The organism is Brevundimonas sp. FV1ps31S (assembly GCF_058681265.1).
This window is the reverse complement of sequence record NZ_CM178735.1, coordinates 1980315-2004873: the sequence shown is the minus strand read 5'-3', so window position 1 is coordinate 2004873 and position 24559 is coordinate 1980315. Positions and strand designations below refer to the sequence as shown.

Below are 24559 nucleotides of genomic sequence, written 5' to 3'. Positions count from 1 at the left end.
CGGGCGCCCCTCAATCCCTGAATTCGATCGTCCAGCCGCCGGACCACGTCTGTTCCGCCACCGGGGTCCGGCAACGAACCAGGTTCGAGAACGGCCCGACCGGAACCTGATAGACCTCGTCGTCCGGCGGCGGCGCGGCGGTGCACGCCATTCCGGAAAACGCGAGCGCGCTAACCTCGCCGGCCGCGAATACGATCTCTCCGTCGCGAACCTCCGGGACGCGCGAGAAATTGGCGAACTCCATGTCGACGCTCTCGATCACGGCGCCGTCGCGGGTCGAGACCTCGTCTCGCCGTGTCACCCGTCCGGGCTCGAGGATATAGGTGGTGCGCGCGGACACCCGATCGTCCCGGACAGGCGCGTCGCCGCCCATCCGGTCCAGGGCAGGGGAGGTGTAGCGGATGCGGGTGACATCGCCCTCCGTCTGGACGTCCACCTCGGTGAACCAGGCCAGGGGCTGGAGCACGGACCCGTCGGACAAGGTGATGCGAGGCAGCAATTGCGGGTAGGTCTCGTCCGGAGAGCCAGCCAGCACGCCGGGTGAGAAGGGAATGGGGAAATAGGGGCTGTTCATATGCTGGCCAGCCGCGCCATTGATCAGCGGCAGGCCGATCAGGCGATCGCCGTCGCGGTAGGTGACCAACAGGCGGTCCGTCTCGCCGCGCGAGAACCAGGCGGTGCTGGACCGGGGCAGCCGCTCCAGCCAGTCCTCGAACCCGGCGTCGGGGACCTGGTCGCGCAGGCCCAGCCGGTTCCAGATGGCGTTGGTGTAGAACAGCTGGTGCGACAGACTGAGGTTCTCGCCCAGAATGCGGTGCTTGCCGCGATAGGCGTCGGTCTTGCGACCATGATCCCACAGATTGACCGACCCCGTGCCCGCGTCCAGCCAGAAGTGGGCGTAGCGCGCCGCGATGCGGGAGGAGAAGGCGTAGGCCATGTGCTTTTCCTCCTCGGTCAACAGGTCCAGCGCCGCAGCTGCGGTAAGCACCTCCAGGAAAGCTGTTTCGCCATAGGCGCCGATGCTGCGGCCGTACTCGAAACCCTCGCCACGGAGGTTGAAGCGGGGCAGCAGCAGGTCGACAGACCCCCGCAGCCAGTCGCGCACCTCCTGCGGAGGCTCCACCCCGGTCTCGATGAAGCGCTGGGCGATCTCTCCGATCAGCAACACGCTGTATCGGTCAAATCGGCCCTCGCCGGCCGTTTCGTCGGCGAAGCCATACTGGCCGGAATATTCGCGGTAGTGGTCCAGGGTCTTGGCCAGCAGGGCCTCGCTCGCGGAGGCGTCTTCCCACCCCAACAGGAAACGCAGCCGGGCGATGCTGAAGGCTACGCCGAAATAGTTGTTGGGCAGATCGACCAGGGTCAGCGTGTCCGTGCGCACGAAGGTGCGCCAGTCCAGCCTTTGACGCAGCCGGGCCAGGATCTCGGGCGAAACGGCCTCGTCGAGGAGACCCGCCTCGTCCAACTGATGCAGGGCGGAGATGTAGTAATATATGCCCCAGGTGTCGTTTACGTCCTCGATGGTCAGATCCGACAGGCGGCGGAAACCTGCGAGGAAGCGGGCGCGGCGCGGATCGTCTTCGGGCGCGTCGAGGGCGGCGTGGGCCAGGCCGATGGCGATCTTGCCCGGCAGAAACTTGTCCTTCGCCTCGAACACCTTGACGCCGTCCAGCCTCATCTCCCGCCCCTCGGTGATCAGTCGTGTGAGGAGGTCGTCCATCTGCGGGCTGACGCGGGTCTCGATGACGGCGTTCATGGCTGGGGCTTGGTGATAGAGCACGCCGCGCTGAACCTGGGCGGTAGCCGCGCGCGGGGCTGCAGCAGCCACAACCAGACCCAGGGCGCAGCCCATCAGAAGCTTGCTCGGCATGGGATGTCCTTGTCGGAAAGATGGGGACGGCCACAACACGGCCGTCCCGAGATACAGACTGTCCTAGGAGGGGCAGCAGCTCGACCCTAACAGGTCAGGCCACATTTTCAACTGGCCGTACCAGTCGCGACGGCGACTTCCGAGGCGGCCATAAGGTAGGCGCCCACGCCGTAAAGCTGAGTATCTTCTGCCCGGACCTGATCGGGCGCATAGCCCACCTGTTGCACCCAGCCCAGCTTTCCATCCGCACTGACGGCCTTTTCCAGCGCCGCCCAACCTCGTGACACGGCCCGACCGAAACGGGCGTCGTCCAACAGGCCATTGTTCACGCCCCATGCCAGGCCGTAGACGAAGAAGCCTGTGCCGCTCGTCTCTGGTGGGCCGGACGGATCGAGCAGGGAAACCGGCCAGTACCCGTCTGGCCGCTGCAGCGAAACAATGGCTGCCGACATCTCGCGATACAGCGAGACGTATCTCGCCCGTCTCGGATCGGACTGCGGCAGGGAACCGATCACCTTGGCGACCCCCGCGTAGGTCCAGCCATTGCCGCGACTCCAGAAGATCTTCCGGCCGTCCGCATCGCGGCGGTCCAGGAACCGGCTGTCCCGATAGTAGAGACCCGCCTGGCGGTCATAGAGCAGGTCGGTGGCGGCCCAAAATTCCTTGTCCGCATGGGCCGCATAGCGGGGATCTCCGGTCAGCCGCGACAGTTCGAACCAGACCGGCGGCGCCATGAAAAGAGCATCGCTCCAGCACCATCGTGCTTGGCACGGCTGGTCTCCCGGCGCGTCCTCGAACAGCAGGGGCACGTCGGAAGGGGCGGCCAGTACGGCGTCGAAACGCGCCCGCGTAGGCGCAAGCCTGGTGACTCTTTCCGCGCCGTCGACCTTGGCGGCAGCCCACACCCAGGCCTGGCCGATGGCGTCGTCGTCGGCGTGGCGTGGTCGATCGCCGTAGCCCCAGCCGTTCTTGCGGCCGTGATCGACCACAGCCTTTTCGTACCGCGCCGCGTTCGTCGCGTCGGCGAACCGGACGAGGCCGGCGTAGAAGGCTGCCTGGATCCAGTCTGTCTCATCCGCCGTCTGGCGCTGAAAGGTTCGGACATAGTCGAACCGCTCCATGTGGCTCAGCTGCCAGTCTGCGACACGCGACGCCTCGGCCAGAACCCCGGCGTCGGCGGGTGTGCCCGCCAAGGCTTCTGCGTGCGGTGTGGCGGCGCAGGCCTGGATTCCCGTGCAGACTGCGATCGCCAGCAGACTTGCGACGGCTGTTTGAAAACGACCCATGACTTCTCTTCCTCCCCTGGTGTGCGGCCGCCATCGAGGACGGCTCAAATAATTTGGTCTGGCCATTCTTGCCACCGGTGTCATATCTGGTCTAGCCTCTGCGACGATACGACACCCGAAACACGGGTGCGAGGGAAACGCTCAGAGGGGAGACTCCAATGATTATCCAAGCCAAGCGCCTGCGTTCCGCATTGCTGGCTTCTGCGGCCATCACGATCGTCGCCGCTCCCGCCATGGCCCAGGAGGCGGGGACGGTGTCACCGACCCGGCCGGCGGAGGTCGGCGAGGTCGTCGTCACCGGCATCCGCGCCACCCAGCGGAACTCCACGGCCGTGAAGCGCAACGCCACTGTTATCGTTGACGCCATCGTCAACGAAGAGGTCGGCGCCTTGCCGGACAATTCCGTCGCCGAGACGCTTGAGCGCATCGTCGGCGTCACGGCGGACCGATTCAAGGGATCCGCCTCAGAAATCTCCATTCGCGGGCTGGGTCCCTATCTGGGCTTTTCGACCCTGAACGGGCGCGAGGTGTCGAGCGGCAGCGGCGACCGGGCGGTTTCCTTCCAGCAGTTCCCATCGGAACTGACTAATGGCGTTCTGGTTTACAAGTCCCAGCAGGGGGACTTCGTCGAAGGCGGCGTGTCCGGCGTCATCGAACTGCGGACCATCCGACCCCTTGAATATGGCCGGCGCCGGTTCCAGGCCGAGGCGCGTGCCAACTACATCCCCTATGCCGACAAGGCCGACGCGGATATCGGCTCTCGGTTCTCGGCCTCCTATGTCGACCAGTTCGAAACGGGTCTCGGCGACATCGGCGTCTCGCTCGGGATCGCGACGACGGATTCGGCCGCGCCCGAGGATTTCTACACCGCCTCGTCCAGCTTCCGGCCCTGCAACAGCATCAATCCCAACCCCACGCTGGTGACCGGGACGGGGACGGGCAACTGCACCTTCACCACGGGTTCCGCCAATCCGACCTATTTCGTCGCCAATCAGTACAATTTCCGGCAGTTGAATACCGAAGACACGCGCCGCGCCCTGTCCGGCACCCTGCAGTGGCGGCCGAACGACCGGTGGGACGTGAACCTGGACATGCAATTATCAACCCGCACCTCGTTCGAAGATCGCCACGACCTGTCAATCGCCGAGGGTCGGCGCGGTATTTCGCCGATCGAGGTTGCGGACAATGGCGCCCTGATCAGTTGGGCCGGCAACAGCTATCTTGAGACGGTCGCGACGGAACGGACGCGCGACGAGGACTATGGCGGCGGCGGACTGAACGTCCGTTATCAGGCGACGGACAATCTGGCGGTCACCGGAGACGTGTCCTACTCCCGCACCCATCGCAACCAGGTGGACTTCGCCACCCGTCTGCGCAGCAACACCCTCTTCGGACCCAGCGGTCGCGTGGCCTATACCTTTGACCAGGGCGGCAGCGACATTCCGGTCGTCGAGTTCCTGAACCCCATTGATCTGAACAACCACGACGCCTTCACCGGCAACGCCTATGCGCGTCGCGCCCTGGAAGATCGCGTGGACGAGATCGCCGCGGCGCGGGTGGATCTCGTTTATGATCGTCTCGGCTTTTGGGAGCAGTTCAAGGTCGGCGCGCGCTATTCCGAGCACAACCGCGTCACCGACCTCGATAACGACAACAATCTCGAAAGCATACCGACGGCCAATACGCTGGCCGGCAACCAGAACTGCCGGATCGACAATGTTGTCGACGACTGGGGCGAGGACAATGGAACCAATATTTCCAGCTGGGCCCAATTCAACACCCGTTGCCTGTACGCCGCCTTCGCCGGAACCGAGGATCTGGGTCCGCTTGACGATGCGCGCAGCGCCAGCGACTTGGACATCCAGGAGAATATCGGCGCGGCCTATGTGATGGGCAGCTTCCGCACGAGCGTCGGCGGGATCCCCGTCACCGGCAACATCGGCGTTCGCTACGTCAAGACCGACGTCACCTCGCAGGGCTATCGCGGCAGCTACGCCCTTGTAACGACGGTCGATCCGGTCACGGGCGTGCCCTCCTACCGCCTCGACAACATACCCGGCACCTTCGATCCGGTGACGATCGAGCATTCCTACGAAAACATCCTGCCCAGCTTCAACTTCAACGCCGAACTTCGGGAAAACCTGTTCCTGCGCGGCGCCGTCTACAAGGCTCTGTCGCGGACCAATATCGAGGATCTGGGCGCCGGACGCACCCTGATCACCGACGGCGACGCCGCCACGCCGGAAGAGGCGCTGGCGGGCGCATCCGGCGGCAATCCGCGCCTTGAGCCTCTGGAATCGCTGAACTTCGACCTGTCGTTCGAATATTATCCGGACCGGGACACCAGCTATTCGCTGGCGCTCTACAGCAAGTCGATCAAGACCGCGGTCGTGCCCGCCGACCAAGGTGCGCTGAGCGAGACCTTCGTCATCGACGGGATCAGCTATACAGTGCCGGTGGCGCAGGAGACCAACAGCGACGAGGAATCCTATCTGCGTGGCTTCGAGGTCGCTGTGAACCGGGCCTTCTCGAACCTGCCGGCGCCCTTCGACGGCTTTGGAATTCAGGCCAGCTACACCTACAATGACAGCGACTTCGAGTATAATGACCCGTCGGCCGTCGATCCGGCCAATCCGCTGATCGACTTTACGGATCCAGTCAGCATTCCAGGCCTGTCCAAGCACGTGGCCACCCTGACCGGCTACTACGAGAAGGGTCCGCTGTCGCTAAGGGCCGTCTACAAATACCGGTCCGACTACTTCAAGCCGTCGGGCCTGACCGCCCTTCGGACGGTCGATGACGCCGGCTATCTAGATTTCTCGGCCTATTATAACGTCACCGACAATGTCCAGCTGAAGCTCCAGGCCATCAATATCGGCGACGAGCATCAGGTCATGTATCGGCCCGTCGAAGGCAGTCTGGCGGAATCCAGCTACTTTGGTCCAAGCTACTTCGTCGGCGTTCGGTTGCGTTACTGATGCAGGGCCGATGGTTACGGACGGTTGCGGGGGCGATCGTCGCCCTGACGGCGGCGACGGGCGTTCATGCGGCGCCCGTCTGCCGCGGCTCGGACGGCTATGCGGCGGAGTTCGATGGCCGTCGCACCTTCCTCTGGCGCCCGGACTGGCTGGCGACGACCAAGGCGGAGCTCGGCGACGGCGCGCTCCAACCCGCCTGGAGGCCGCTGAAGGCGAGGGCGGACGCAGCCCTGGATCGACAGCCCTATACCGTCGTCGACAAGACCATGACGCCCGCCAGCGGCGACAAGCACGACTATATGAGCATGGGGCCCTACTGGTGGCCCGACCCTGCGAAGCCTGACGGCTTGCCCTACATCCGCCGCGACGGACGGTTCAATCCGGAGCGCGACGGGGCCGGCTTCGACGTCGCAGACCTGGAGAAAATGAGCCAGGACGTGCAGGCGCTGGCCCTGGCCCATTATTTCACCGGCGATCGGCGCTACGCCGACAAGGCCGCCCAGATGATACGCGTCTGGTTCCTCGATCCGGCGACGCGGATGAATCCCAACTTCAATCACGGCCAGGCCGTACCGGGCCGCGTCTCTGGTCGGGCCGAGGGCGTGATCGACGCCCACCGCCTGTCGCGGGTCGTCGAATCCATCGGCCTTCTGGAGCCGACGGGTGTTCTGACGGATACGGAACAGGACGGGCTCCGCGCCTGGTTCGGCGACCTTGTGGAATGGATGGGGACAAGCCCGATCGGCCGTGAGGAACGGGCGGCCCTGAACAATCACGGTCTCTACTACGATACTCTGATCACGCATTTTGCCCTTTTCGCCGGTATGGACGACGTGGCCCGGGCGGTCGCCGAAAGGGCAGGAGCGCGCCGGCTGGACGCCCAGATCGGGCCGGAGGGCGCTTGGCCTCGCGAGTTGGAGCGGTCCCGCTCGCTGCATTATTCGACCTGGACCATGACGGCCGCCTTCGATCTGGCGGACGAGGCCCGTTGCGTGGGCGCGGATCTGTGGAACCATAGATCGGTGGACGGCCGTTCCCTGCGCCGCGCGACGGATTTCCTGGCGGCCTGGGCGGGGCGAGAGCAGGACTGGCCGTGGCCGGAATTGGATAAGACCGAGACCCTGAGCCTGTATGAAGTCCTGACACGAGCGGCCTGGGCCTGGGGCGATCCGACCTATGCCGCGAAGGCGCAACTCTATGAGCAGCGCCACGCCGAAAGCGATCTGACCCTGCGTGTGCCGCCCTATGCTGCCGACTGAGGCGTCAGATGGCCGTGCGCCGCAGCAACCGGCGTCGGCCGGCGACATCGTTGTGCAGTCTTCGGGTGTCCGCCGCCGGAGTGGTCATTTTGATATGAGTAGTTTGCATCCCTCGGTCGAGTCGGCGCGGCCGAAACAAGACACATGGCCTATATGACGACTTCATCTCTCCACCGTTTCGGCGACCTGACCATCACCAACGCCCGGGTGATCGTGACCAGCCCGGGGCGCAACTTCGTGACGTTGAAGATCGAGACGAAGAGCGGTCTGACGGGCGTCGGCGACGCCACGCTGAACGGCCGCGAGCTGTCGGTCGCGAGCTATCTGGCCGACCACGTCATCCCCTGCCTGATCGGGCGCGACGGGCACCGGATCGAGGACACCTGGCAGTACCTCTACAAGGGCGGCTATTGGCGTCGCGGCCCGGTGACCATGTCAGCCATCGCCGCCGTCGACATGGCGCTTTGGGATCTGAAGGCCAAGGCTGCAGGCCTGCCCCTGTACCAGCTGCTGGGTGGGGCCTGCCGCGAGGGCGTGATGGTCTATGGCCATGCCAATGGCGAGACGGTCGAACAGACGATCGCCGAGGCGAAGCGGTACGCCGACATGGGCTACAAGGCGATCCGGCTTCAATCTGGCGTGCCCGGACTGAAATCGACCTATGGCGTGGCCGGAACCTTCGGCTATTACGAGCCCGCCGACGCCGATCTTCCGACGGAGAACGTCTGGTCCAGCGCGAAATATCTTCGCTCCGTCCCGGCTCTGTTCGAGGCGGCGCGCGAGACGCTGGGCTGGGACATGCACCTGTTGCACGACATCCATCACCGGCTGACGCCGATCGAGGCGGGGCGGCTGGGCAAGGACCTGGAGCCGTTCCGCCCCTTCTGGCTGGAGGACGCCACTCCGGCCGAGGATCAGGCCGCCTTCCGCTTGATCCGCCAGCACACCACCAGCCCGCTGGCCGTGGGCGAAGTCTTCAATTCGATCTGGGACTGCAAGCAACTCATCGAGGAGCGGCTGATCGACTACATCCGCGCCACCGTGGTGCACGCGGGGGGCATCACCCATCTGCGCCGCATCGCCGCCCTGGCGGACCTCTACGGCGTGCGCACCGGATGCCATGGGGCCACCGATCTTTCGCCGATCTCCATGGCGGCGGCCCTGCATTTCGGTGTCTCGATTCCGAATTTCGGCATTCAGGAATATATGCGCCATACGCCGGAGACCGACGCCGTCTTCCCTCACGCCTATGGTTTCGCCGACGGCATGCTGCACCCGGGAGAGCAGCCGGGCCTGGGAGTCGACATTGACGAAGCTCTGGCGGCGCAGCACGCCTATCAACGCGCCTACCTGCCCGTGAACCGTCTTGAAGACGGGACGCTGCACAGCTGGTGAGACCCGCGCGGCGCGGCCGGCGTTCTGACGCGCCGGCCGCGCCGCCTGGGGCCAGGATCACTGTTCCGGGGCGTCGAAATCGAACGTCTGGCCGGCCACAAAGCCCTCCCACGCCTGCCGATCGGCGAAGTCGAGGCCCCCGGACCAGGCCGAGCCCATATAGTAGGTGAAGGGTCGGCCCGGCGTGACGCGGACCAGGATCAGATAATTGTCCGCATCTTCGGCGAAGCCCTCGACCATTGCGGGGTCCACAGCAATGACCAGGCCCAGGCTTCCATGTTCGGGATTCTCCGGCTCCCAGAACATCAGCCGCCCCCGTTCGGCGTCACGGGTCACGAAGCCCGCGCCGTTTTCGTTGCGCCGCTTGGAGATGCCGATGCCGACGATCAGGGGAGCGTCGGTGTTCGAGTGCAGGGTCGAGGTCATGCGGGTGAAGTTCGACCCCAGCGGTAGGCTGAAGTCACGCGTTTCCCAGACGTTGCGGACCACATCGACCGGCCAGGGCCGATAGGTCACGCTGAACCGCGCCTCGTCCCCGCCTGTGCGTTCAATCTCGTAGGTGGAGAAGTTGCGGCTGGTCCACAGTTTGTTGTCATACCAGACGCCCAGGCCGCCCGCGCCGCGTCCGCGGCCGACGTCATAATAGTCCAGGCCCTCGCCCCGATCGGTGTGATAGTTCGGGAACTTCAGCTGGCGGTCCATGAAGGGATAGCGGACCCGCTTGGCCCAGACGTCGATGCCCGAGCCGGACGGGGCCTCGCGCGCCTCCAGCGCCGGGCCATAGATACGATGGGCGACGCGGTCGTTCTCCCACAATAGGTCGTCCAGACGGTCGGGCGCAAACCGGGCGACGGCGCGCGGGACCTGTTGGGCCGCCGTCGGCGGCTCCAGCCTTTCGATGGTTGAGGGCCGGCCCAGGTCGGCGGGATCGTAGGACAGGGCGCCGGTGGCGCGCATCTCGGCCTCGCGCCGGCGGGTTTCTTCCGGGCCGACTACGGTCGTGGGCGCGGGCGGGATCGGCGTGGTGGCGGCGATCACCTCCGGCGTGTCGCGTGCGGGCTCCGCCTCCGGCAAGGTCCGGGCGGGCCCGTTCAACGCCGCGATCTCAAGGCCCGCCAGGATATAGGTCCCCGAGACGTAAAGGCCTGTGTCGCCGGGCGCGGTGGAGACCGGCTGGTCGCCCGTCTTCTGCGCAGCGCCCACCAGGCCGTTCGCCAGCACATGACGGTTCAGCGCCGCCCAGCCCTTGAGCACATGGGGCAGGTAGGTCTCGCGGTCGAGCAGGCCGTGGTTGATCCCCCAGGCCAGGGCGTAGACGTAGAAGACCGAACCGGAGGTTTCCGCCTCGGGATAGGCTGCGGGATCCAGAAGGCTGGCGCGCCACAGGCCGTCGTCCTGCTGCAGTTCGGCGATCCGTGCGGACATCTTCTGGAAGATGTCGACGTAGAAGCTGCGGTCCGGCAGGTCGGCCGGGACCGACTCGAGCCAGCGCGCCAGCCCGCCCATGACCCAGCCATTGGCGCGCGACCAGTAGATGCGGTCGCCGTCGGCGTCGCGGTGGTTCTCGTCCTTGAACCGCTCGTCGCGCAGGAACAGCCTTTCCTCTGGGACCCAAAGCCGCTCCGCTGTGCGCCGCCACTCCTTGTCAGCGGCCTTCAGGTATTTCGGATCGCCGGTGATCGCCGACATTCGCGCCAGCACGGGCGGCGCCATATAGAGGGCGTCGGCCCACCACCAGACCAGGGCGGGCGTCTCCTGCGCGCGCGCCAGATAGGGGACCTGCCAGTCCAACCGCTGGCGCAGCGGCATCAGCACGCCTTCCTGGCCGCGCCGGGCGTACAACTCTTCGTACAGGTCGCCGATGGCGATATCGTCGGCGTTCAGCAGGGTCTTGCCCGATCGCGCGCCGCGCAGGCTGTAATTGTAATGGTCGGCCACGGCGCTGAGGAAGCGCAGGGTCTCCGGATCGTCCGACACGCGCGCCAGGCGCGCCGCCCCAACGTAGAAGGTCGCCGCCACCCAGTTCGACGACATCTGCGTCAGATTGCTGCCGGTCGACAGGGCGAGGGGCTCGGCCGCCATGGCGGCGATCTGGGACGAGGCGACATATTCGACCGCCGCCATCGTGTCGTTGCGCGAGGGCAGGCCGGAGACCTCGGTATAAAGAACGGGGCGCGCGCGCGGGCTCAGCCATTCGGCCTCGACCCCCGGCGGCAGGGCGGCGGCGGCCTGGGCCAGGACCGGACCGGACGCGGCGGCGGACATCAGCATGGCGATCAGGCCGAGGCCGGCGCGAGAGGGCAGGGGCATGGGTCTTTCCTCCGGCGACGCGTCGAGGCGTCGCTCTCTGGTTCGTTGTCGTCTGCGGGCGAGGACGCCCCGGTAACCGGTGTCTTTTACGACAGGAAGCGCGTCCACACGACCCGCTTCGGCTTGCCTTGAACATAGCGTCCGCTATCGTGAGACGGAAGAACAGAATGTGGGAGACGAAATGCGTCATCGTGTCCTGATCCGGAAAGGCTGAGCCATGCATCGACGATCCCTCCTGCGCCTCGGTCTGACCGGGGCCCTGGCCTCGGCGGCTCCCGTCTTCGCCCAGGCCCAGGGCGGCAAGGTCTTCAAGGCTGGAGACTATGGCGCGGTCGGCGACGGCGAGACGATCAACACCCGCCCGATCCAGGCCGCCATCGATGCGGCGGCGGCGCAGGGCGGTGGAACCGTGGTGATCACGCCCGGTCTTTACCTGTCCGGTTCGCTGTTCGTGAAGTCGGGCGTGACCTTGATGATCGGCCGCGGCGCCACCATCCGCGGGCTTCAGGACATCGCGGCCTATCCGATGATCCGCACGCGTGTGGCCGGGATCGAGATGGATTGGCCCGCCGCCCTGCTCAATGTCTATCGTCAGCAGAATGCGAAGATCACCGGCGAGGGTCTGGTGGACGGCGATGGCCAGGTGTTCTGGGACAGCTACTGGGCGATGCGGCGCGACTATGATCCGCGCGACCTCCGTTGGGCCGCCGACTACGACTGCCGCCGTCCTCGTCTTGTCCACGTCTATGAGTCCGATCAGGTCGAAGTCTCGGGCCTGAACCTGGCGCGGTCCGGCTTCTGGAGCGTCCATGTCTGCTATTCGCGAGACGTGACGGTCTCCGACCTGATCATCCGCAACAACATCGGCGGGCGTGGCCCGTCCACCGACGGCGTCGACATCGATTCCTCGGAACGCGTGCTGGTCGAGCGGTGCGACATCGCCGTCAACGACGACGCCCTGTGCATCAAGGCCGGCCGCGACTGGGACGGGCTGCGCGTGGCCCGGCCCTGTCGTCAGGTGCGGGTGAAGGACTGTGTCGTGCGCGACGCCCTGGCGGGTATGACCTTCGGCAGCGAGACTTCCGGCGGGTTCGAAGACATCGAGGTGTCCGGCCTCAGGATCGAATATCCGGTGCCGCTGGGCGTCTTCTTCAAGTCGGGCCATACGCGCGGCGGCGTCATCTCCAACATCCGCCTGCGCGACATCCACCTGCAGGACGTGCGCACCCTGTTCCGGGTGAACCTGAACTGGTACCCCAACTACAGCTACGCCCAGATTCCGCCTGGGATCGCCGAGGTTCCGGACTACTGGCGCGCCCTGGCGAGGCCGGTGCCGCGCGAGCAGGGCATTCCCCGCATCCACGACGTCCGTCTGTCCGACATCAAGGCCGTGGGCGGCAAGGTCGGCTTCGAGGCCGCCGCCTATCCCGAGGCGCCGCTGAAGGACTTCGTCTTCGAGCGCCTGGACTGGGACGTCCACGACGCGGGGACCATCGCCAACGCCGAGAACTGGCGCTTCGTCGACTGCAACATCGACACCCTGGACGGCAGCGCGCCGCGCGTGACGGACTCCGCCGGCGTGACCGGCCTGCGAGACCGCGCCTGATCCGCCGACTTGATCCCGAGGCGGCGGCCTCATGAAAGAAGGGCCCGGAGCGGTTCGCTCCGGGCCCAGTCAATCGCGCTGAAAGAGTCAGGGAGGGAAGTCAGTACTTCCAGCGCAATCCCACAGCGATCTCACGGCCGGTGTGACGGTAATCCGAGATGCGGTTCGTCACATCGACATAGCGATCGTTGTATTCGTCGGTCAGGTTGATGCCCTCCAGCGAGAAGGTCAGGTTGTCGGTGACGTCGTAGGACATCGAGGCGTCGACATAGGTCGTCGCGTTCATCCCCTCTTCCGAGTTGCCGTTGCTGCCCGGGAACGACATCAGATAGCCGCTGCGGTAGGCGCCCGACACGCGCGCCTGGAAGGGGCCGTCCTCATAGTACAACGTCGCATTGACGGTGTTCTTGGACTGGCCGGTCAGGCGGTTCTTGCCGGCGGCGCCGTAGTCGACCTCGGAATCGACGTAGGTGAAGTTGCCGATGAAGCCGAAGTTCGACCAGACGCCCGGCAGGAAGGTGAACGGCTGCTGGTACTGGATTTCCAGCCCGTGCAACTCGCCGCCCTGGCCGTTCAGCTTGCGCGTGACCTGGAAGACGTCGGTCGGACGCGCGGCGCCTTGCAGCAACTCGTCGGGCAGGCCGAGGTCGCTCCACACGACCGATTCCGTCACTGAGGTGATGAAGCTGTCGATGTCCTTGTAGAAGACCGCAGCGGCCAACAGGCCTTCGTTCTGGAAGTACCATTCGACGGAGAAGTCATAGTTGGTGGCGCGGAACGGATCGAGTAGCGGGTTGCCGTAGGAGACGGTGCGGGTGGTGGGCGAGACGCCGCCGCCGGGGGTCAGGTCGCCCAGCGAGGGCCGAGACATCACCTTGGCCGCGCCCAGACGGATGACCAGATCCTCGCGCGGCTCCACCGCCAGGTTGAGCGACGGCAGGACGTCGTCGTAGTCGTTGTTGGCGGTGACGTATTCATAGGTCGGGCCGCTCGGCGTGGTGATCGTTTGCCAGCCCTTGGACTCGACTTCGGTCTTGGCGTAGCGGACCCCGACGTTCCCCCGTACCGTGATGTTCGCCAACTGGGTGTTGAAATCCGACTGCAGGAAGACGCCCTGGTCCGTCTCGTCCACTTCCCGTTCGCTGCGGTTGGGAACGAGCGGGTCGTCGTAGACGCTAAGGAACTCGGCGATCTTTTCGATGTCGGGCACGATGTAGTTCAGGCTCGACCCCGCTGGCACGCCGATCTTGCCGTCGATGCTGACGACCTTGCCGATCGAATCCACCCCAGTGAGCCGGTCGGCGCCCACAGTGGCGGTGTTCGCACGCGAAACCCCAAAGGTGCTGAAGCCGTAGGTGCGGTACTCGCCGCCGAATTTGAACGAGACCGCCGGATTCCAGTCGTACTGCAGCGCCCCCGCCGCGACATTGTTCTCGAAGTCGCCGCCGCTGGAGCTCCGGGTGGCCTGGATCAGAGTGAAATCCTCGCCCGAGGTGGTGTCAAAGCCGTAGTTGATCATTGGCAGGCGGTCATCGCCGCGGAAGTCAATTGTATAGCCATCCACGTCCGACTGCTCGAAGGCGTAGGCGACGTTCAGCGGCGTGCGGGCCTCCGACTTGTTGGCGCCCAGCTTCAGATTGCCGCGCAGGCGGTCGGTGAACTCGTGGCGGACGTTCAGCGAAGCCTGGGCGAAGGTGCTTTCATTGCGCGTGAAGCCGTTCTCCGAGCGCACCAGAACATTGTCGAAGACGCCGTAGGAGAAGGCGTTCTTGGCCGTGTCGATGGCATAGTCGCGTACGACGACGTTGTTCACTGCGGCGCGACTGAACGACCAGGCCTCGACGTTCGGGCTTTCAAGCTCGGAGTTGAGGCGCGACCACAGGAGGTCCAGCACTACTTCCGTACGATCACTGGGGCGCCATTGCAGCGCGCCGGTCACGCCCAAGCGGTCTTCCTCGGTGCTGCCGAACGTGTAGCGGGGGATGCGCGGATAAAAGGCGCTCAACACCTCGGTCCGCTGCGCCTCGGTGGTGCAGGGGATGCAGCCGCCGAGGTTCTGGCCCACGCCATAGGCGCGGCTGGGATCGCCCTTCTGCCAGCGCGTCGTATTGAAGCTCTCCAGGATCGGCGCGCGTTCGGAATAGGCGACCGACACCAGCGCACCGAAGGTCCTATTCTCATTGGTCCAGCTCAACAGACTGGCCAGGCGGGGAATGGTCTTCTCCGATAGGTCGTTATACGACGCCTGCGCCGACAGGGCCGAGTTCAGTCCACTGCCGCCGAAATCCATCGGACGGCCGGTCTGCAGGTCGACGGTCGCTCCCAGCGAGCCTTCCTCGATCTCCGCCGACTGAGTCTTGCGGACCTTGATGCTGTTGAACAGCTCCGACGCGAACATCGAGAAATCGAAGCTGCGGTTGCGGTTGCCGCCCGACGCCGCCTGGGCCTCAAGCCCGTTGATGCGCGTGCGGGTGAAGTCGGCGCTCAGGCCACGCACCGAAATGGTCGTACCCTGGCCGTTGACCCGGTCGATGGTTACGCCCGGCAGGCGCTGGATGGCTTCGGCCAGGTTCTGGTCGGGGAAGTCGGCGATGTCCTCGGCCAGGATGGCGTCGACCGCGCCGGCTTCGCTGCGCTTGATGTTCAGGGCCTGCTGGAGGCTGGAACGAAAGCCGGTGACGACGATCTCGTCGACCTGTGTGGCCGATTCGGCCGCGACGCCGGTCGGCGCGGGCTCCTGCGGGCCGGTCTGGGCCATGGCCGGGACGGCGAACGAGAGCGCCGCCAGGGACACGCCGACGGCGCACGAGTTACGGAGGTTCATCCGCTGCATCCTGTTTTCTCCCCACCCCAGTGCTGCATGGCACCGGTGTCATTTTTTGGTATGATGTCGCACATAGTTGGATGAGCGACGTACCGTTTTGTGCAACACCTTCTCGCATTTTGCAATATGCGCTGGCGTCGACCTTTAGATCTGATATCTAGATCAGGGAAAGCGATTGAGTTTCATATGCTTACCCAAGGTTTGAGCGCTGCCCCGCTCAGGCCCGCGCTACCGATGCGGCGTAGACGTGGTTTCGTCCGTGCATGTTCGAGACGAACAGCACCCACTGGCCGTCCGGGGTGAAGGTGACGTTCGGCTCCAGCCGGTAATCGTGGCGGCTCATGTCGACCAGCCGTTCCGTGCGCAGATATTCGACCGAGATCAGGTCGTCCTGGTCGCTCTCCGGGTCGTGGTCGACCACCGGTTCCGGGCGCAGCAGGACCAGCCATTTGCCGTCCGGCGCATGGGCGACCATGTCGGCGTCGCCCCCGTCTCCCGCGAAGAAGGTCCCGTCCGGAGCGGTGTTGAAATGCACCGACCAGCTGTCGCGCTCCAGTCGCCGATAGACCCGCTTGCCGGTCTCCAGATCCACCGAGGCGACCCAGAAGACCTGGCCGCGCGGCGTCTGCAGGTCGTACATTACCTGCCTGCCGTCGGGACTGAACCACTCGTGGCCGAAGATCTCGAAATTCATCGTCCGCTGGTGAAGCTTGCGCAGATCCGTCCCATCGGTCCGGATGGTCCACATCCGGTCGACACGATGCCACGGCCCCTCATGCGAGAAGATGATGCGGTCGGGGTCCGTAGGCGAGAACTGCGGATGGTTCAGCCAATCCGTGGCCGAATGGACCACGCGGCGCTGGCCGGTCCTCAGGTCGACGACGAACAGCTCCATCGGCACGCGCGCGGCCCAGCGCTGCAGCATCCGCACGCCCTTGGCCTTGGCGAAGTTCAGCGGACGGCCGTCGGGGCCGACGGCGGCGTATTCGGCCTGTCCGGCGCGACGGTTGCGCGGGTCGGCGGCGTCGGGCTGAAGTGGAGCGTCGCCATAGGCGACCGTGCCGACGACCAGGGTCTCGTCGGCGTTGATCGAACTGAACTGGCCCTGTTCGATCCGCGCGAGCCGCCGCGTCTCCCCACTGTCGATGTCCACCGCATAGAGGGTGCGCGGCCGGTCGGTGGGCTGGCCTTCGCCCGGATCCGAGACGGTGTAGTAGGCGGTGCGGGTCTTGCGGCCCGTGACCATCAGGTCCGCCTTGTCGTCCGGGACCAGGACGGACCGTCGCAAGCCGTTGTTCAACTCGACCTTGACGATGCCTTCGGGCGAAGAGAACACCAGGATGTCGCCCTGCGGCGTGAAGCTGTTGCGGTAGAAATAGAGCTTGCCGCCGCCCTCGTCGCCCGACAGGCGCACGACCCTGTGACCGGTCCTGGGATCCACCCAGTCGGTCGGGACCGGCCCGTCCCAGGTCGGCCAAGGCGGCGGCGTCTCCCCCGCCTGATGGACGGGCGGGGCCGTGTTGGGCGCGGGAAAGACCGGCGCGCCGGTCGGCGGCGGGGTCTGCGCCGGAGCGCCGCGCGCCTGAGCCGCACCGGCCAGCGCGCCGACGGCAGGAGCGGCCAGAAGGGCCTTCAGGGCGGAACGTCTGGAAGTGGTCATGAGGCGGTCCTGTGTGTTCGGATCAGGGGGCGGGCGTCAGGCCTTCGACACGGACGGTCCAGCCCTGCTTGGGGAAGCCCGGCGCGGGGCCGGTCGACCCGTCCCAGCCGGCGGCCATCAGGCCGACCGCCATAAGCAGGGCACCGTTGGAGGGGAAATAGGTCTCGGCCGCCCGGCGATAGCCGGGTCCGTCCGGGTTGACCGCCATCTCCACCCCGCCCGCGCCGGCCGAGGTCGGGACCAGTTCATCGGCGTGGGCGTCAAGATGGACGCGCGGCGTCATTCCGGTCGGCCCCCACTGATTGTTCTTCAGATCGGCGAACAGCCAGTCGACCGCCTTGTCCGGCTCGCCCAGACGGGCGGCGGTCATGGCCATCATCGGGAAGTCCCACCCCCAGGTCTGACGCACGTCCCAGCTCGCCTCGACCGCGGCGAAGGTGCGTCGCATGGCGGCGGGGTCGATCCGCGCTCCCGGGATGAAACCATAGGCCATCAGGAAGGAGGGATGGTCGCGGTTCTTGCACTGGGCGGCCGCAGCCTGTCTGCGGCAGGCGTCGGACAGGGCCGTCTCCCAGAAGTCCGGCGCGCTCTCGACCGGCAGGTAAAGGCCGTCCTTCATCGGCGGCGGCGCGATCCGGGCCAGGGCGGCGTCCCACGCTGCGTTGCGGGACCGACCCTGGCGTTCGCGCCAGGCCTGGGCGGTCTCCAGCGCCCAACGGAAATATTCGACCTCGAAAGTCGGATTGACCGTGGTCAGCGGGTCGTAGTTCTCCTGTGCGGGGATCAGCGGCGGGCCCAGGTTCAGGCGGTCGCCGTCGGGCAGGGGCCAGGAGGCCAGGAGGTCGGCGGTGGCCTCGACGACCTCGCCGTAGCGTTCCAGCACGGCCGGATCCTTCTCGGCCCGCCAGATCAGTTCGGCCAGCAGGATCGGGTGCGGCTGCTGCCACATGATGAAGGGGGACACCAGGCTGGGGCTGTTGCGGCCCTCCGGTCCCGTCATCTTGGGCCACCAGGCGCCGTCGACCTGGTGGCGTGCGGCCTCTGCGCGGGCGTGCGGCAGGTTGGCGACATACCAGGGCAGGCTGCGCTCCAGCATGTCGGCATGACCCCACATCGCCTGCCAGCCGGAATGCCAGGGGTGCATCTCCAGGTGGAACTTGCCGTACCAGCTGTTGGAGAACAGACCCTCTTCCTGCGGCGGAAGTTCGCCGGCGCCGTTCACCGCCGACAGGTATTGCGACAGGACCACGCGGCGCTCCAGCTCGGCCGCGCGCGGGTCGGTGCTGCCCGAGAAGTCGACGGCGCCGCCCCGCGTCCAGAAGTCATGCCAGTACAGGCTCGTCGCCCGGGCGCCCTCGGCGAAGGCGGGCGTGGGGGCAGGGCTGTCCGTCTGGTCGAAACGCACCATGACGGTCAGTCGGTCGCCGCCGGTCGACGCCGTCCGGAATTCGGCCGGACCGGCCTGGTTCACCCGGCCGTTCCCCGCGATGGCGGAATAATAGACCGTGTCGTCCAGGGTCCGGCGCAGGCGCGTCTCGCCGTCCGTCTGGTCGATGACGGCCAGGCTTTGGGCGCCGTCGCCGTCGAACGCGGACGTGTCGGGATTGATCGCCGGATTGACGCCGGGATAGCGGACGCGGACGCCCAGACCACGGCTCGCCACCAGGGGCGAGGCGATCTCGACCATCACCATGTCCAGGCTCGGGTGAACGCGGGTCACGACCTCGACGGGCTGGCCGTCGTAGGTGAAGCGGCTGGTCAGGCGTCCGTCCCACAGGTCCAGCGTCTGGTGCGTGTCGGCGATCCTGGCGAAATCCGGGTCGCTCCCGTCGGCGAAGGTCAGGCCGATACGCCCCAGCGAGAAACGATGCGGATTGGCCCTGAGCCAGGTGTAGGCGGGGTTGGTTTCGGCCACGTCCCAGGATTTCATCCAGGCGTAGGGCTGCTCCCCCCGGCCGGCGACCGGCACGGCGATCAGCCCGTCTTCCTCGGTGTAGCCCTCGGGATTGGGGAAACTGTGCCAGGCCCACTGGGCCATGGTCATCAGCGGAGCCAGTTCCGAATACTGGTCCGGGAAGGTCTGCAGCCCGGTGATGTCGACGGTGAAGCCCAGATCGCCGTTGCCCAGCTGGATCGGCGCGTGGCGGTCGATGGCGGTCAGGACGACGTTATGGCGGGTCACCAGGGCGTGGCGGTCGATCGGCGCAGCGGGGGCCACGGTCTCCGTGCCGACGCTCTGGGCGATGACGGCGGTCGGACCCGCCAGCAGGGTGAAGGCGAGCAGGGCGGCGCGCAAACGCATCACGCGGCCTCCTCTCGGCCCAGCCCGGCGCCCTTCCAACCATACCAGGCGACGACGGCGAAGCAGACGGCGGGCAAGAGGAAGGCGACGTTAGCGCCGTAGAGGTCGGCGATCTTGCCCATGGGCCAGGGCAGGAGAACGCCGCCGCCGATGGCCATGACCATCAGGGAAGACGCCTTCTTGGTGCCGGCGCCCAGGCCGGCGGTGCCCAGGGCGAAGATGGTGGCGAACATGGTGGACATGAAGAAGAAGACGGCCAGCAGGGCGATGGGCGACACCTTGTCGACGCCGGCGGCTACGACCAGGGTCAGGATCACATTGATCAGGCCATAGGTGGTCAGCAGGACACGCGGCTTGATCTTCAGCAATAGGGCGGTGGCGAAGAACCGGCCGACCAGATAGCCGATGGCCGCCAGCGACAGCATGAAGGCGCCTTGCTGCGACGTCAGCCCCTGCCAGTTGTGGGTCACCAGATTGATGAAATAGGCGCCGATGCCGACCTGGGCGCCGATGTACAGCGCCTGGGTGATCACGCCGGCGATGAAGTGCGGCTGTTTCGACAGGGGCAGGGCGGGGGCGTCGCCCTCGACCGCGCCGCCGTGGTCGGACAGACCGGTCTCTGGCAGGCGGGCGCGCCAGACGGCGATGGCGAACAGGACCACCCCGACAGCGATCAGGCCGTAGACGATCTGGATCGAGCGGGTTGCGCCGCCCAGGGCCTCGGTGGTGGTCGGGCTGAAGAAGACCGCGCCGCCGATCAGCGGACCGAAGAAGACGCCCAGGGCATTGAAGGACTGAGCCAGGTTCAGCCGCTGCGAAGCCTTGGCCGGATCCCCCAGCACGTTGACGTAGGTGTCGGCGCTGGTCTCCAGAATGCACAGGCCGGCGGCGAGGACGAACATCGAGCCGACGAACGGCAGGAAGGCGCCCGCGCCTGCCGCTGGAATGAACAGCAGAGCGCCGATGGCGGTGACCGCCAGGCCCGACACGATGCCGAACTTGTACCCCCTCGCGTGCAGCAACATGCCCGCCGGGATCGACAGCAGCAGATAGGCCCCGAAATAGGCGATCTGCAGCCAGGCGCTGTCGGCCTGGCTGATGCTCAGCGTCTCCTGGAAATGCTTGTTGAGGACGTCCAGCAGACCATAGGCCAGTCCCCAGATCAGAAAACACGCGATGGCGAAGGCCAGCGGGCCCCTCAGGGAACCGGCGGGTCGGGCCAGCCCTCCGGGGGTGTGGGCCGCGTCGGTCTCTATGACCATGATGTCTCTCCTGGTGTCCTTCCGGGGCCTTGCCGTCTTTGCGCGGCTTCGGCGGTGAAATCAGATTCGGTAGATCGCCTCGGCGTTGGCGGCGAACAGGCGGTCGCGCTCATCGGTCGAGAAGTCGGCCGTGATCGCGTCAAAGGCGGAATAGAAGGCGTCGAAAGTCCCGTGGACGCTTTCGACAGGGAAGTCTGAGGCGAACATAGTCCGCTCGGTCCCGAAGACCTCGATACACTCAAGGACCGTCGGTCGGATGGAGTCCAAGGTCCAGGTGCGGTCGGTGATGCCCAGGCCCGAGATCTTGATCGACACCTGGGGCTGGGCGGCCAGAAGGCGCAATCCTATCCGCCAGCGTTCCACTCCGATGTCGTTCCGGTCGGTTGGAAGGCCGGCGTGGTTGATGATTATCGGGATGTCGGGGTGGTGGGCTGCAATGATGGCGGCGGTCGCCATCTGCGACGGATAGAGCTGCAGGTCGAACGACAGGCCGTGGCGCGCCAGTTTGGTGAACCCCTCGACCCATTGCGGATCGCGCAGCAGGTCGCGGTCGGTATAGGTCTTCAGCGGATCCTCGTGCCAGCAGACGATCTGGCGCACGCCGCGCACGTTCGGTCGGGCGGCGTGCGCCTCCAGCAAGGCGTCGAGGTCCGGATCCAGGAGGTCGGCTCCCGCGACGATTCCCTGCGGATAGCCGTCCTGATCGGCCATGGTCTGCAGCCAGTCGGTCTCGCCGAGCTGTGCGCCTGCCGGCTGGCCGGCCTCGACGTGGACGATCTTGTCCACGCGCCAGCCCGCCGTGTCCGACAGATAGTCATGCAGCAGATAGTTCCTGTGCGCGATAGGGGTCATGTCCCCCGCCGGATTGTTCGGCAGGGGATCATCCTGCAGCCAGCCGTAGCGCGCGCGTGACAGGTCCCACAGGTGGACGTGCGGATCGACGATGCGAAGGTCCGAGGCCACCTGCGGTCTCCGTCAGTAGGTGGTGCGACCGCCCGACGTGTCGAACGTCGAGGCGGTGGTGAAGCTGCACTCTTCCGACGCCATGAAACAGACCATGGCGGCGCTTTCGTCGACCTCGCCGAGACGGCCCATCGGGATCTTGGCGCGCATGTAATCGACCTGGGTCTGGGGCAGTTGCTCCAGGATCGGGCTTTCGAAGGTGGCGGGCGTCAGGCTGTTGGCGATGACGCCCTTGCCGGCCAGTTCCTTGCCCAGCGACTTGGTGAAGCCGATCACCCCGGCCTTGGAGGCGGAGTAGGCGCTCGCGTTCGGATTGCCTTCCTTGCCTGCGACCGAGGCGACGTTGACGATCCGGCCATAGCCGTTGGCCAGCATGAAGGGCACGACGGCGCGGGCGCAGTAGAAGACGCCGTTCAGGTTGATGTCGACGACCCGTTTCCAGCTGTCGATCGGGAACTCGTGCACCGGGACCGTGGCGCCGGTGATCCCGGCCGAGGCGATCAGGATGTCGATGCGGCCCAGCGCTTTGTTGGAGACCTCGGCCGCCGCAGCCACGGCGTCCGCGTCCGAGACATCCAGGGCCACGACGTGGACCGCGCCCACTTCTTCAGCCGCCGCCTTCAGCGCATCGGCGTTCAGGTCCCACAGCACCACCCTGCCGCCCTCGGCGACGATGCGGGCGGCCGAGGCCTTGCCCAGGCCCGAGGCGCCGCCGGTCACCACGGCGGTGCGGCCCGCGAAACGTCCTGCGTAAGCGCTCATCGGGTCCATTCCACGAACGTCTGACCCTGTTCGCCCAGCTTCTGGATGCCCAGGCGAACCGTGTCGCCCGGCTTCAGATACAGGGGCGGCTTCTGGCCCAGGCCGACGCCGGGCGGGGTGCCGGTGGTGATCAGGTCGCCGGGTTCCAGTGTCATGAACTCGGACAGGTAGGACACGATCTCGGCGACGCTGAAGATCATCGTCCGGGTGTTTCCCGTCTGCATTCGCTGGCCGTTGAGGTCCAGCCACATGTCGAGGTTCTGGACGTCGCCCACTTCGTCGGCCGTGACGAGCCAGGGCCCCACGGGTCCGAAGGTGTCGCAGCCCTTGCCCTTGTCCCAGGTGGGGCCTCTCTCGATCTGGAAAGCGCGTTCCGACACGTCGTTGATCAGGACATAGCCGGCGACGTGGTCCAGCGCCTCTTCCCGGGTGACGTAGGACGCGGTCTTGCCGATCACCACGCCCAGTTCGACCTCCCAGTCGGTCTTCTCGGAGCCGCGCGGAATGACGACGTCGTCATTCGGTCCGTTCAGGCAGGTGATGGCCTTGGTGAAGACCACGGGCTCGGCCGGGATCGGCAGGTTCGACTCCGCCGCGTGGTCGGCGAAATTCAGGCCGATGGCGATGAATTTCCGGCTGCCGCTGACCGGCACGCCGTAGCGCGGCTCGCCGTCGACCAGGGGCAGGGAACCGGTGTCAATCGACGCCAGCCTTTTCAGGTTCTCTGCGGACAACAGGTCCGGCGTAATGTCGGCCACGACGCCTGACAGGTCCCGGATACGGCCGTCGGCGTCGAGCAGGCCAGGCTTTTCCTGGCCCTTGGGTCCATAGCGGAGCAGTTTCATGGGTGACTTTTCTTATCGTTCATAGGGGCGGTGCAGGGCGATGTCGCGGTTCAGCTCCACGCCGAAGCCGGGGGTGTCGGGGACCTTGAGGCGGCCGTTCACTGGGACTGGCTCGCCGATCAGCTGCGGATGGAACATGGGCACGACTTCGTCGGCGCCGGGGGCCATCATCAGGAACTCCGCGAACGGACTGTTATGGCGGGTCACCACGAAATGGTAGGAATAGACCGACGAGCCATGCGGGATCATCAGCACGCCCTTGGCATCGGTCAGGGCTGAGATCTTCAGCAGTTCGGTGACGCCGCCGCACCAGCCGACGTCCGGCTGGATGATATCGCAGCATTCCATCTCCAGCAGCATTCGAAAGCCCCAGCGGGTGGCCTCGTGCTCGCCGGTGGTCACCAGCATCCCCTTGGGCGCGTTCTTCTTCAGCGCCTGATAGCCCCAGTAGTCGTCGGGGCTCAGCGCCTCCTCGATCCACTTCAGGCCCAGCTTGTGCGCTTCATGCGCCAGCCGGGTCGCATAGTTCAGGTCCAGCGCCATCCAGCAGTCGAACATCAGCCAGAAGTCGTCGCCGCAGGCGTTCCGCATGGCTTCGAGTTCGGCCAGGTTCTTGTGCAGGCCTTCCTCGCCCTCGGCCGGACCGTGGTGCAGGGGCATCTTGCCGCCGATGAAGCCCAGTTCCTTGGCTTTGTCGGGCCGCGCGCCGGTGGCGTAGAAGGTCAGTTCGTCGCGCACCGGTCCACCCAGCATAGCGAAGACCGGTTCCTGGCGCAGGCGGCCTAACAGGTCCCACAGGGCCAGATCGACGCCCGAGATGGCGTTCACGACCAGGCCCTTGCGGCCATAGTACTGGGTCGAGAAATACATCTGGTCCCAGATCTTCTCGACCTCGGACGGATCGCGCCCCTCCAGGAACCGCGCCAGGTGCTTCTCCACGATATAGGCGGCGGGTTCGCCGCCGGTCGTCACCGCGAAACCGACGACGCCGTTCTCCGCCTCGATCTCGACCACCAGCGTGCCCAGAACATTGATGCCGAAGCTGCGGCGGCTCTGGCGATACTCGGGATACTTCGCCATCGGCGTGGCGATGTGGTCGTCGATCCAGTGGCCGTCGCCCTGGTCGTGATAGTCCGCGCCGCCGCCCGTCCCGTCGTTCTTCACGACGAAGGCGCGCACATGTTTGATGCGAGGCAAGCGACTCATCGGCGCGTGGGCGCCGAATGGTGATTTGTTC

General features: G+C 66.1%; 15 protein-coding genes. 4 read left to right on the top strand and 11 right to left on the bottom strand.

Annotated features, from left to right (window positions below; translation table 11 throughout):
- Window positions 1-10 precede the first annotated feature (10 nt).
- Window positions 11-1870: a hypothetical protein gene (locus tag ACVPT3_RS09425; protein WP_492040657.1), complete on the bottom strand. Its 1860-nt coding sequence runs from the start codon at window positions 1868-1870 to the stop codon at window positions 11-13.
- Between the two features lie 107 nt (window positions 1871-1977).
- A complete protein-coding gene (locus tag ACVPT3_RS09420) occupies window positions 1978-3156 on the bottom strand; it encodes a glycoside hydrolase family 88/105 protein (protein ID WP_492040656.1) in 1179 nt (392 codons plus the stop codon).
- Between the two features lie 158 nt (window positions 3157-3314).
- Here ACVPT3_RS09420 and ACVPT3_RS09415 point away from each other — a divergent pair, with 158 nt between their 5' ends.
- The 3 genes from ACVPT3_RS09415 to manD all read left to right on the top strand — a co-directional run bounded on the left by ACVPT3_RS09415 (window position 3315) and on the right by manD (window position 8788).
- Window positions 3315-6134, top strand: a complete 2820-nt coding sequence (locus ACVPT3_RS09415) for a TonB-dependent receptor (protein WP_492040655.1) — start codon at window positions 3315-3317, stop codon at window positions 6132-6134.
- Window positions 6134-7393 (top strand): alginate lyase family protein, encoded by a 1260-nt coding sequence (locus ACVPT3_RS09410; RefSeq protein WP_492040654.1) that lies wholly within the window; start codon window positions 6134-6136, stop codon window positions 7391-7393. The genes ACVPT3_RS09415 and ACVPT3_RS09410 overlap by 1 nt, the downstream gene beginning before the upstream one ends.
- A 153-nt stretch (window positions 7394-7546) precedes the next feature.
- The gene (gene manD, locus ACVPT3_RS09405; protein ID WP_492040653.1) at window positions 7547-8788 is read left to right on the top strand and encodes a D-mannonate dehydratase ManD; all 1242 of its coding nucleotides are present in this window, start codon (window positions 7547-7549) and stop codon (window positions 8786-8788) included.
- 57 nt (window positions 8789-8845) lie between these two features.
- Here the strand turns inward: manD and ACVPT3_RS09400 are convergent, their stop codons facing one another.
- Window positions 8846-11098, bottom strand: coding sequence for a glycoside hydrolase family 88 protein (locus tag ACVPT3_RS09400; protein WP_492040652.1), 2253 nt, complete (start codon window positions 11096-11098; stop codon window positions 8846-8848).
- Window positions 11099-11315: 217 nt separating this feature from the next.
- Here ACVPT3_RS09400 and ACVPT3_RS09395 point away from each other — a divergent pair, with 217 nt between their 5' ends.
- Window positions 11316-12704, top strand: a complete 1389-nt coding sequence (locus ACVPT3_RS09395; RefSeq protein WP_492040651.1) for a glycoside hydrolase family 28 protein — start codon at window positions 11316-11318, stop codon at window positions 12702-12704.
- A 100-nt stretch (window positions 12705-12804) separates the two neighbouring features.
- Here the strand turns inward: ACVPT3_RS09395 and ACVPT3_RS09390 are convergent, their stop codons facing one another.
- The 8 genes from ACVPT3_RS09390 to rhmD form a co-directional block, all read right to left on the bottom strand.
- Window positions 12805-15528 (bottom strand): TonB-dependent receptor, encoded by a 2724-nt coding sequence (locus tag ACVPT3_RS09390; protein ID WP_492040650.1) that lies wholly within the window; start codon window positions 15526-15528, stop codon window positions 12805-12807.
- 217 nt (window positions 15529-15745) lie between these two features.
- On the bottom strand, window positions 15746-17188 hold the full coding sequence (locus ACVPT3_RS09385) for an oligogalacturonate lyase family protein (protein ID WP_492040649.1): 1443 nt from the start codon (window positions 17186-17188) through the stop codon (window positions 15746-15748).
- 22 nt (window positions 17189-17210) lie between these two features.
- Window positions 17211-19490 (bottom strand): hypothetical protein, encoded by a 2280-nt coding sequence (locus ACVPT3_RS09380; protein WP_492040648.1) that lies wholly within the window; start codon window positions 19488-19490, stop codon window positions 17211-17213.
- Window positions 19490-20752 carry a sugar MFS transporter gene (locus ACVPT3_RS09375; RefSeq protein ID WP_492040647.1) on the bottom strand — a complete coding sequence of 421 codons (1263 nt, stop codon included), beginning with the start codon at window positions 20750-20752 and terminating at the stop codon, window positions 19490-19492. Before ACVPT3_RS09375 ends, ACVPT3_RS09380 begins: the two co-directional genes overlap by 1 nt.
- Window positions 20753-20812: 60 nt before the next feature.
- Window positions 20813-21715 carry an amidohydrolase family protein gene (locus tag ACVPT3_RS09370; RefSeq protein ID WP_492040646.1) on the bottom strand — a complete coding sequence of 301 codons (903 nt, stop codon included), beginning with the start codon at window positions 21713-21715 and terminating at the stop codon, window positions 20813-20815.
- 12 nt (window positions 21716-21727) lie between these two features.
- Window positions 21728-22477, bottom strand: coding sequence for an SDR family NAD(P)-dependent oxidoreductase (locus ACVPT3_RS09365; protein WP_492040645.1), 750 nt, complete (start codon window positions 22475-22477; stop codon window positions 21728-21730).
- Window positions 22474-23322: a 2,4-didehydro-3-deoxy-L-rhamnonate hydrolase gene (locus ACVPT3_RS09360; protein WP_492040644.1), complete on the bottom strand. Its 849-nt coding sequence runs from the start codon at window positions 23320-23322 to the stop codon at window positions 22474-22476. The genes ACVPT3_RS09365 and ACVPT3_RS09360 overlap by 4 nt, the downstream gene beginning before the upstream one ends.
- A gap of 12 nt (window positions 23323-23334) precedes the next feature.
- Complete coding sequence (rhmD, locus tag ACVPT3_RS09355) at window positions 23335-24528, bottom strand: L-rhamnonate dehydratase (protein WP_492040643.1); 1194 nt, start codon at window positions 24526-24528, stop codon at window positions 23335-23337.
- Window positions 24529-24559 lie beyond the last annotated feature (31 nt).

Excerpts from the sequence above, each read along its gene's own strand:
- ACVPT3_RS09375 (WP_492040647.1), bottom strand. The coding sequence starts at position 20,752 with ATGGTCATAGAGACCGACGCGGCCCACACCCCCGGAGGGCTGGCCCGA.
- ACVPT3_RS09410 (WP_492040654.1), top strand. The coding sequence starts at position 6,134 with ATGCAGGGCCGATGGTTACGGACGGTTGCGGGGGCGATCGTCGCCCTG.
- manD (WP_492040653.1), top strand. The coding sequence starts at position 7,547 with ATGACGACTTCATCTCTCCACCGTTTCGGCGACCTGACCATCACCAAC.
- ACVPT3_RS09360 (WP_492040644.1), bottom strand. The coding sequence starts at position 23,322 with ATGAAACTGCTCCGCTATGGACCCAAGGGCCAGGAAAAGCCTGGCCTG.
- ACVPT3_RS09420 (WP_492040656.1), bottom strand. The coding sequence starts at position 3,156 with ATGGGTCGTTTTCAAACAGCCGTCGCAAGTCTGCTGGCGATCGCAGTC.
- ACVPT3_RS09425 (WP_492040657.1), bottom strand. The coding sequence starts at position 1,870 with ATGCCGAGCAAGCTTCTGATGGGCTGCGCCCTGGGTCTGGTTGTGGCT.
- ACVPT3_RS09385 (WP_492040649.1), bottom strand. The coding sequence starts at position 17,188 with ATGACCACTTCCAGACGTTCCGCCCTGAAGGCCCTTCTGGCCGCTCCT.
- ACVPT3_RS09415 (WP_492040655.1), top strand. The coding sequence starts at position 3,315 with ATGATTATCCAAGCCAAGCGCCTGCGTTCCGCATTGCTGGCTTCTGCG.
- ACVPT3_RS09395 (WP_492040651.1), top strand. The coding sequence starts at position 11,316 with ATGCATCGACGATCCCTCCTGCGCCTCGGTCTGACCGGGGCCCTGGCC.
- ACVPT3_RS09390 (WP_492040650.1), bottom strand. The coding sequence starts at position 15,528 with ATGAACCTCCGTAACTCGTGCGCCGTCGGCGTGTCCCTGGCGGCGCTC.
- ACVPT3_RS09380 (WP_492040648.1), bottom strand. The coding sequence starts at position 19,490 with ATGCGTTTGCGCGCCGCCCTGCTCGCCTTCACCCTGCTGGCGGGTCCG.
- rhmD (WP_492040643.1), bottom strand. The coding sequence starts at position 24,528 with ATGAGTCGCTTGCCTCGCATCAAACATGTGCGCGCCTTCGTCGTGAAG.
- ACVPT3_RS09365 (WP_492040645.1), bottom strand. The coding sequence starts at position 22,477 with ATGAGCGCTTACGCAGGACGTTTCGCGGGCCGCACCGCCGTGGTGACC.
- ACVPT3_RS09400 (WP_492040652.1), bottom strand. The coding sequence starts at position 11,098 with ATGCCCCTGCCCTCTCGCGCCGGCCTCGGCCTGATCGCCATGCTGATG.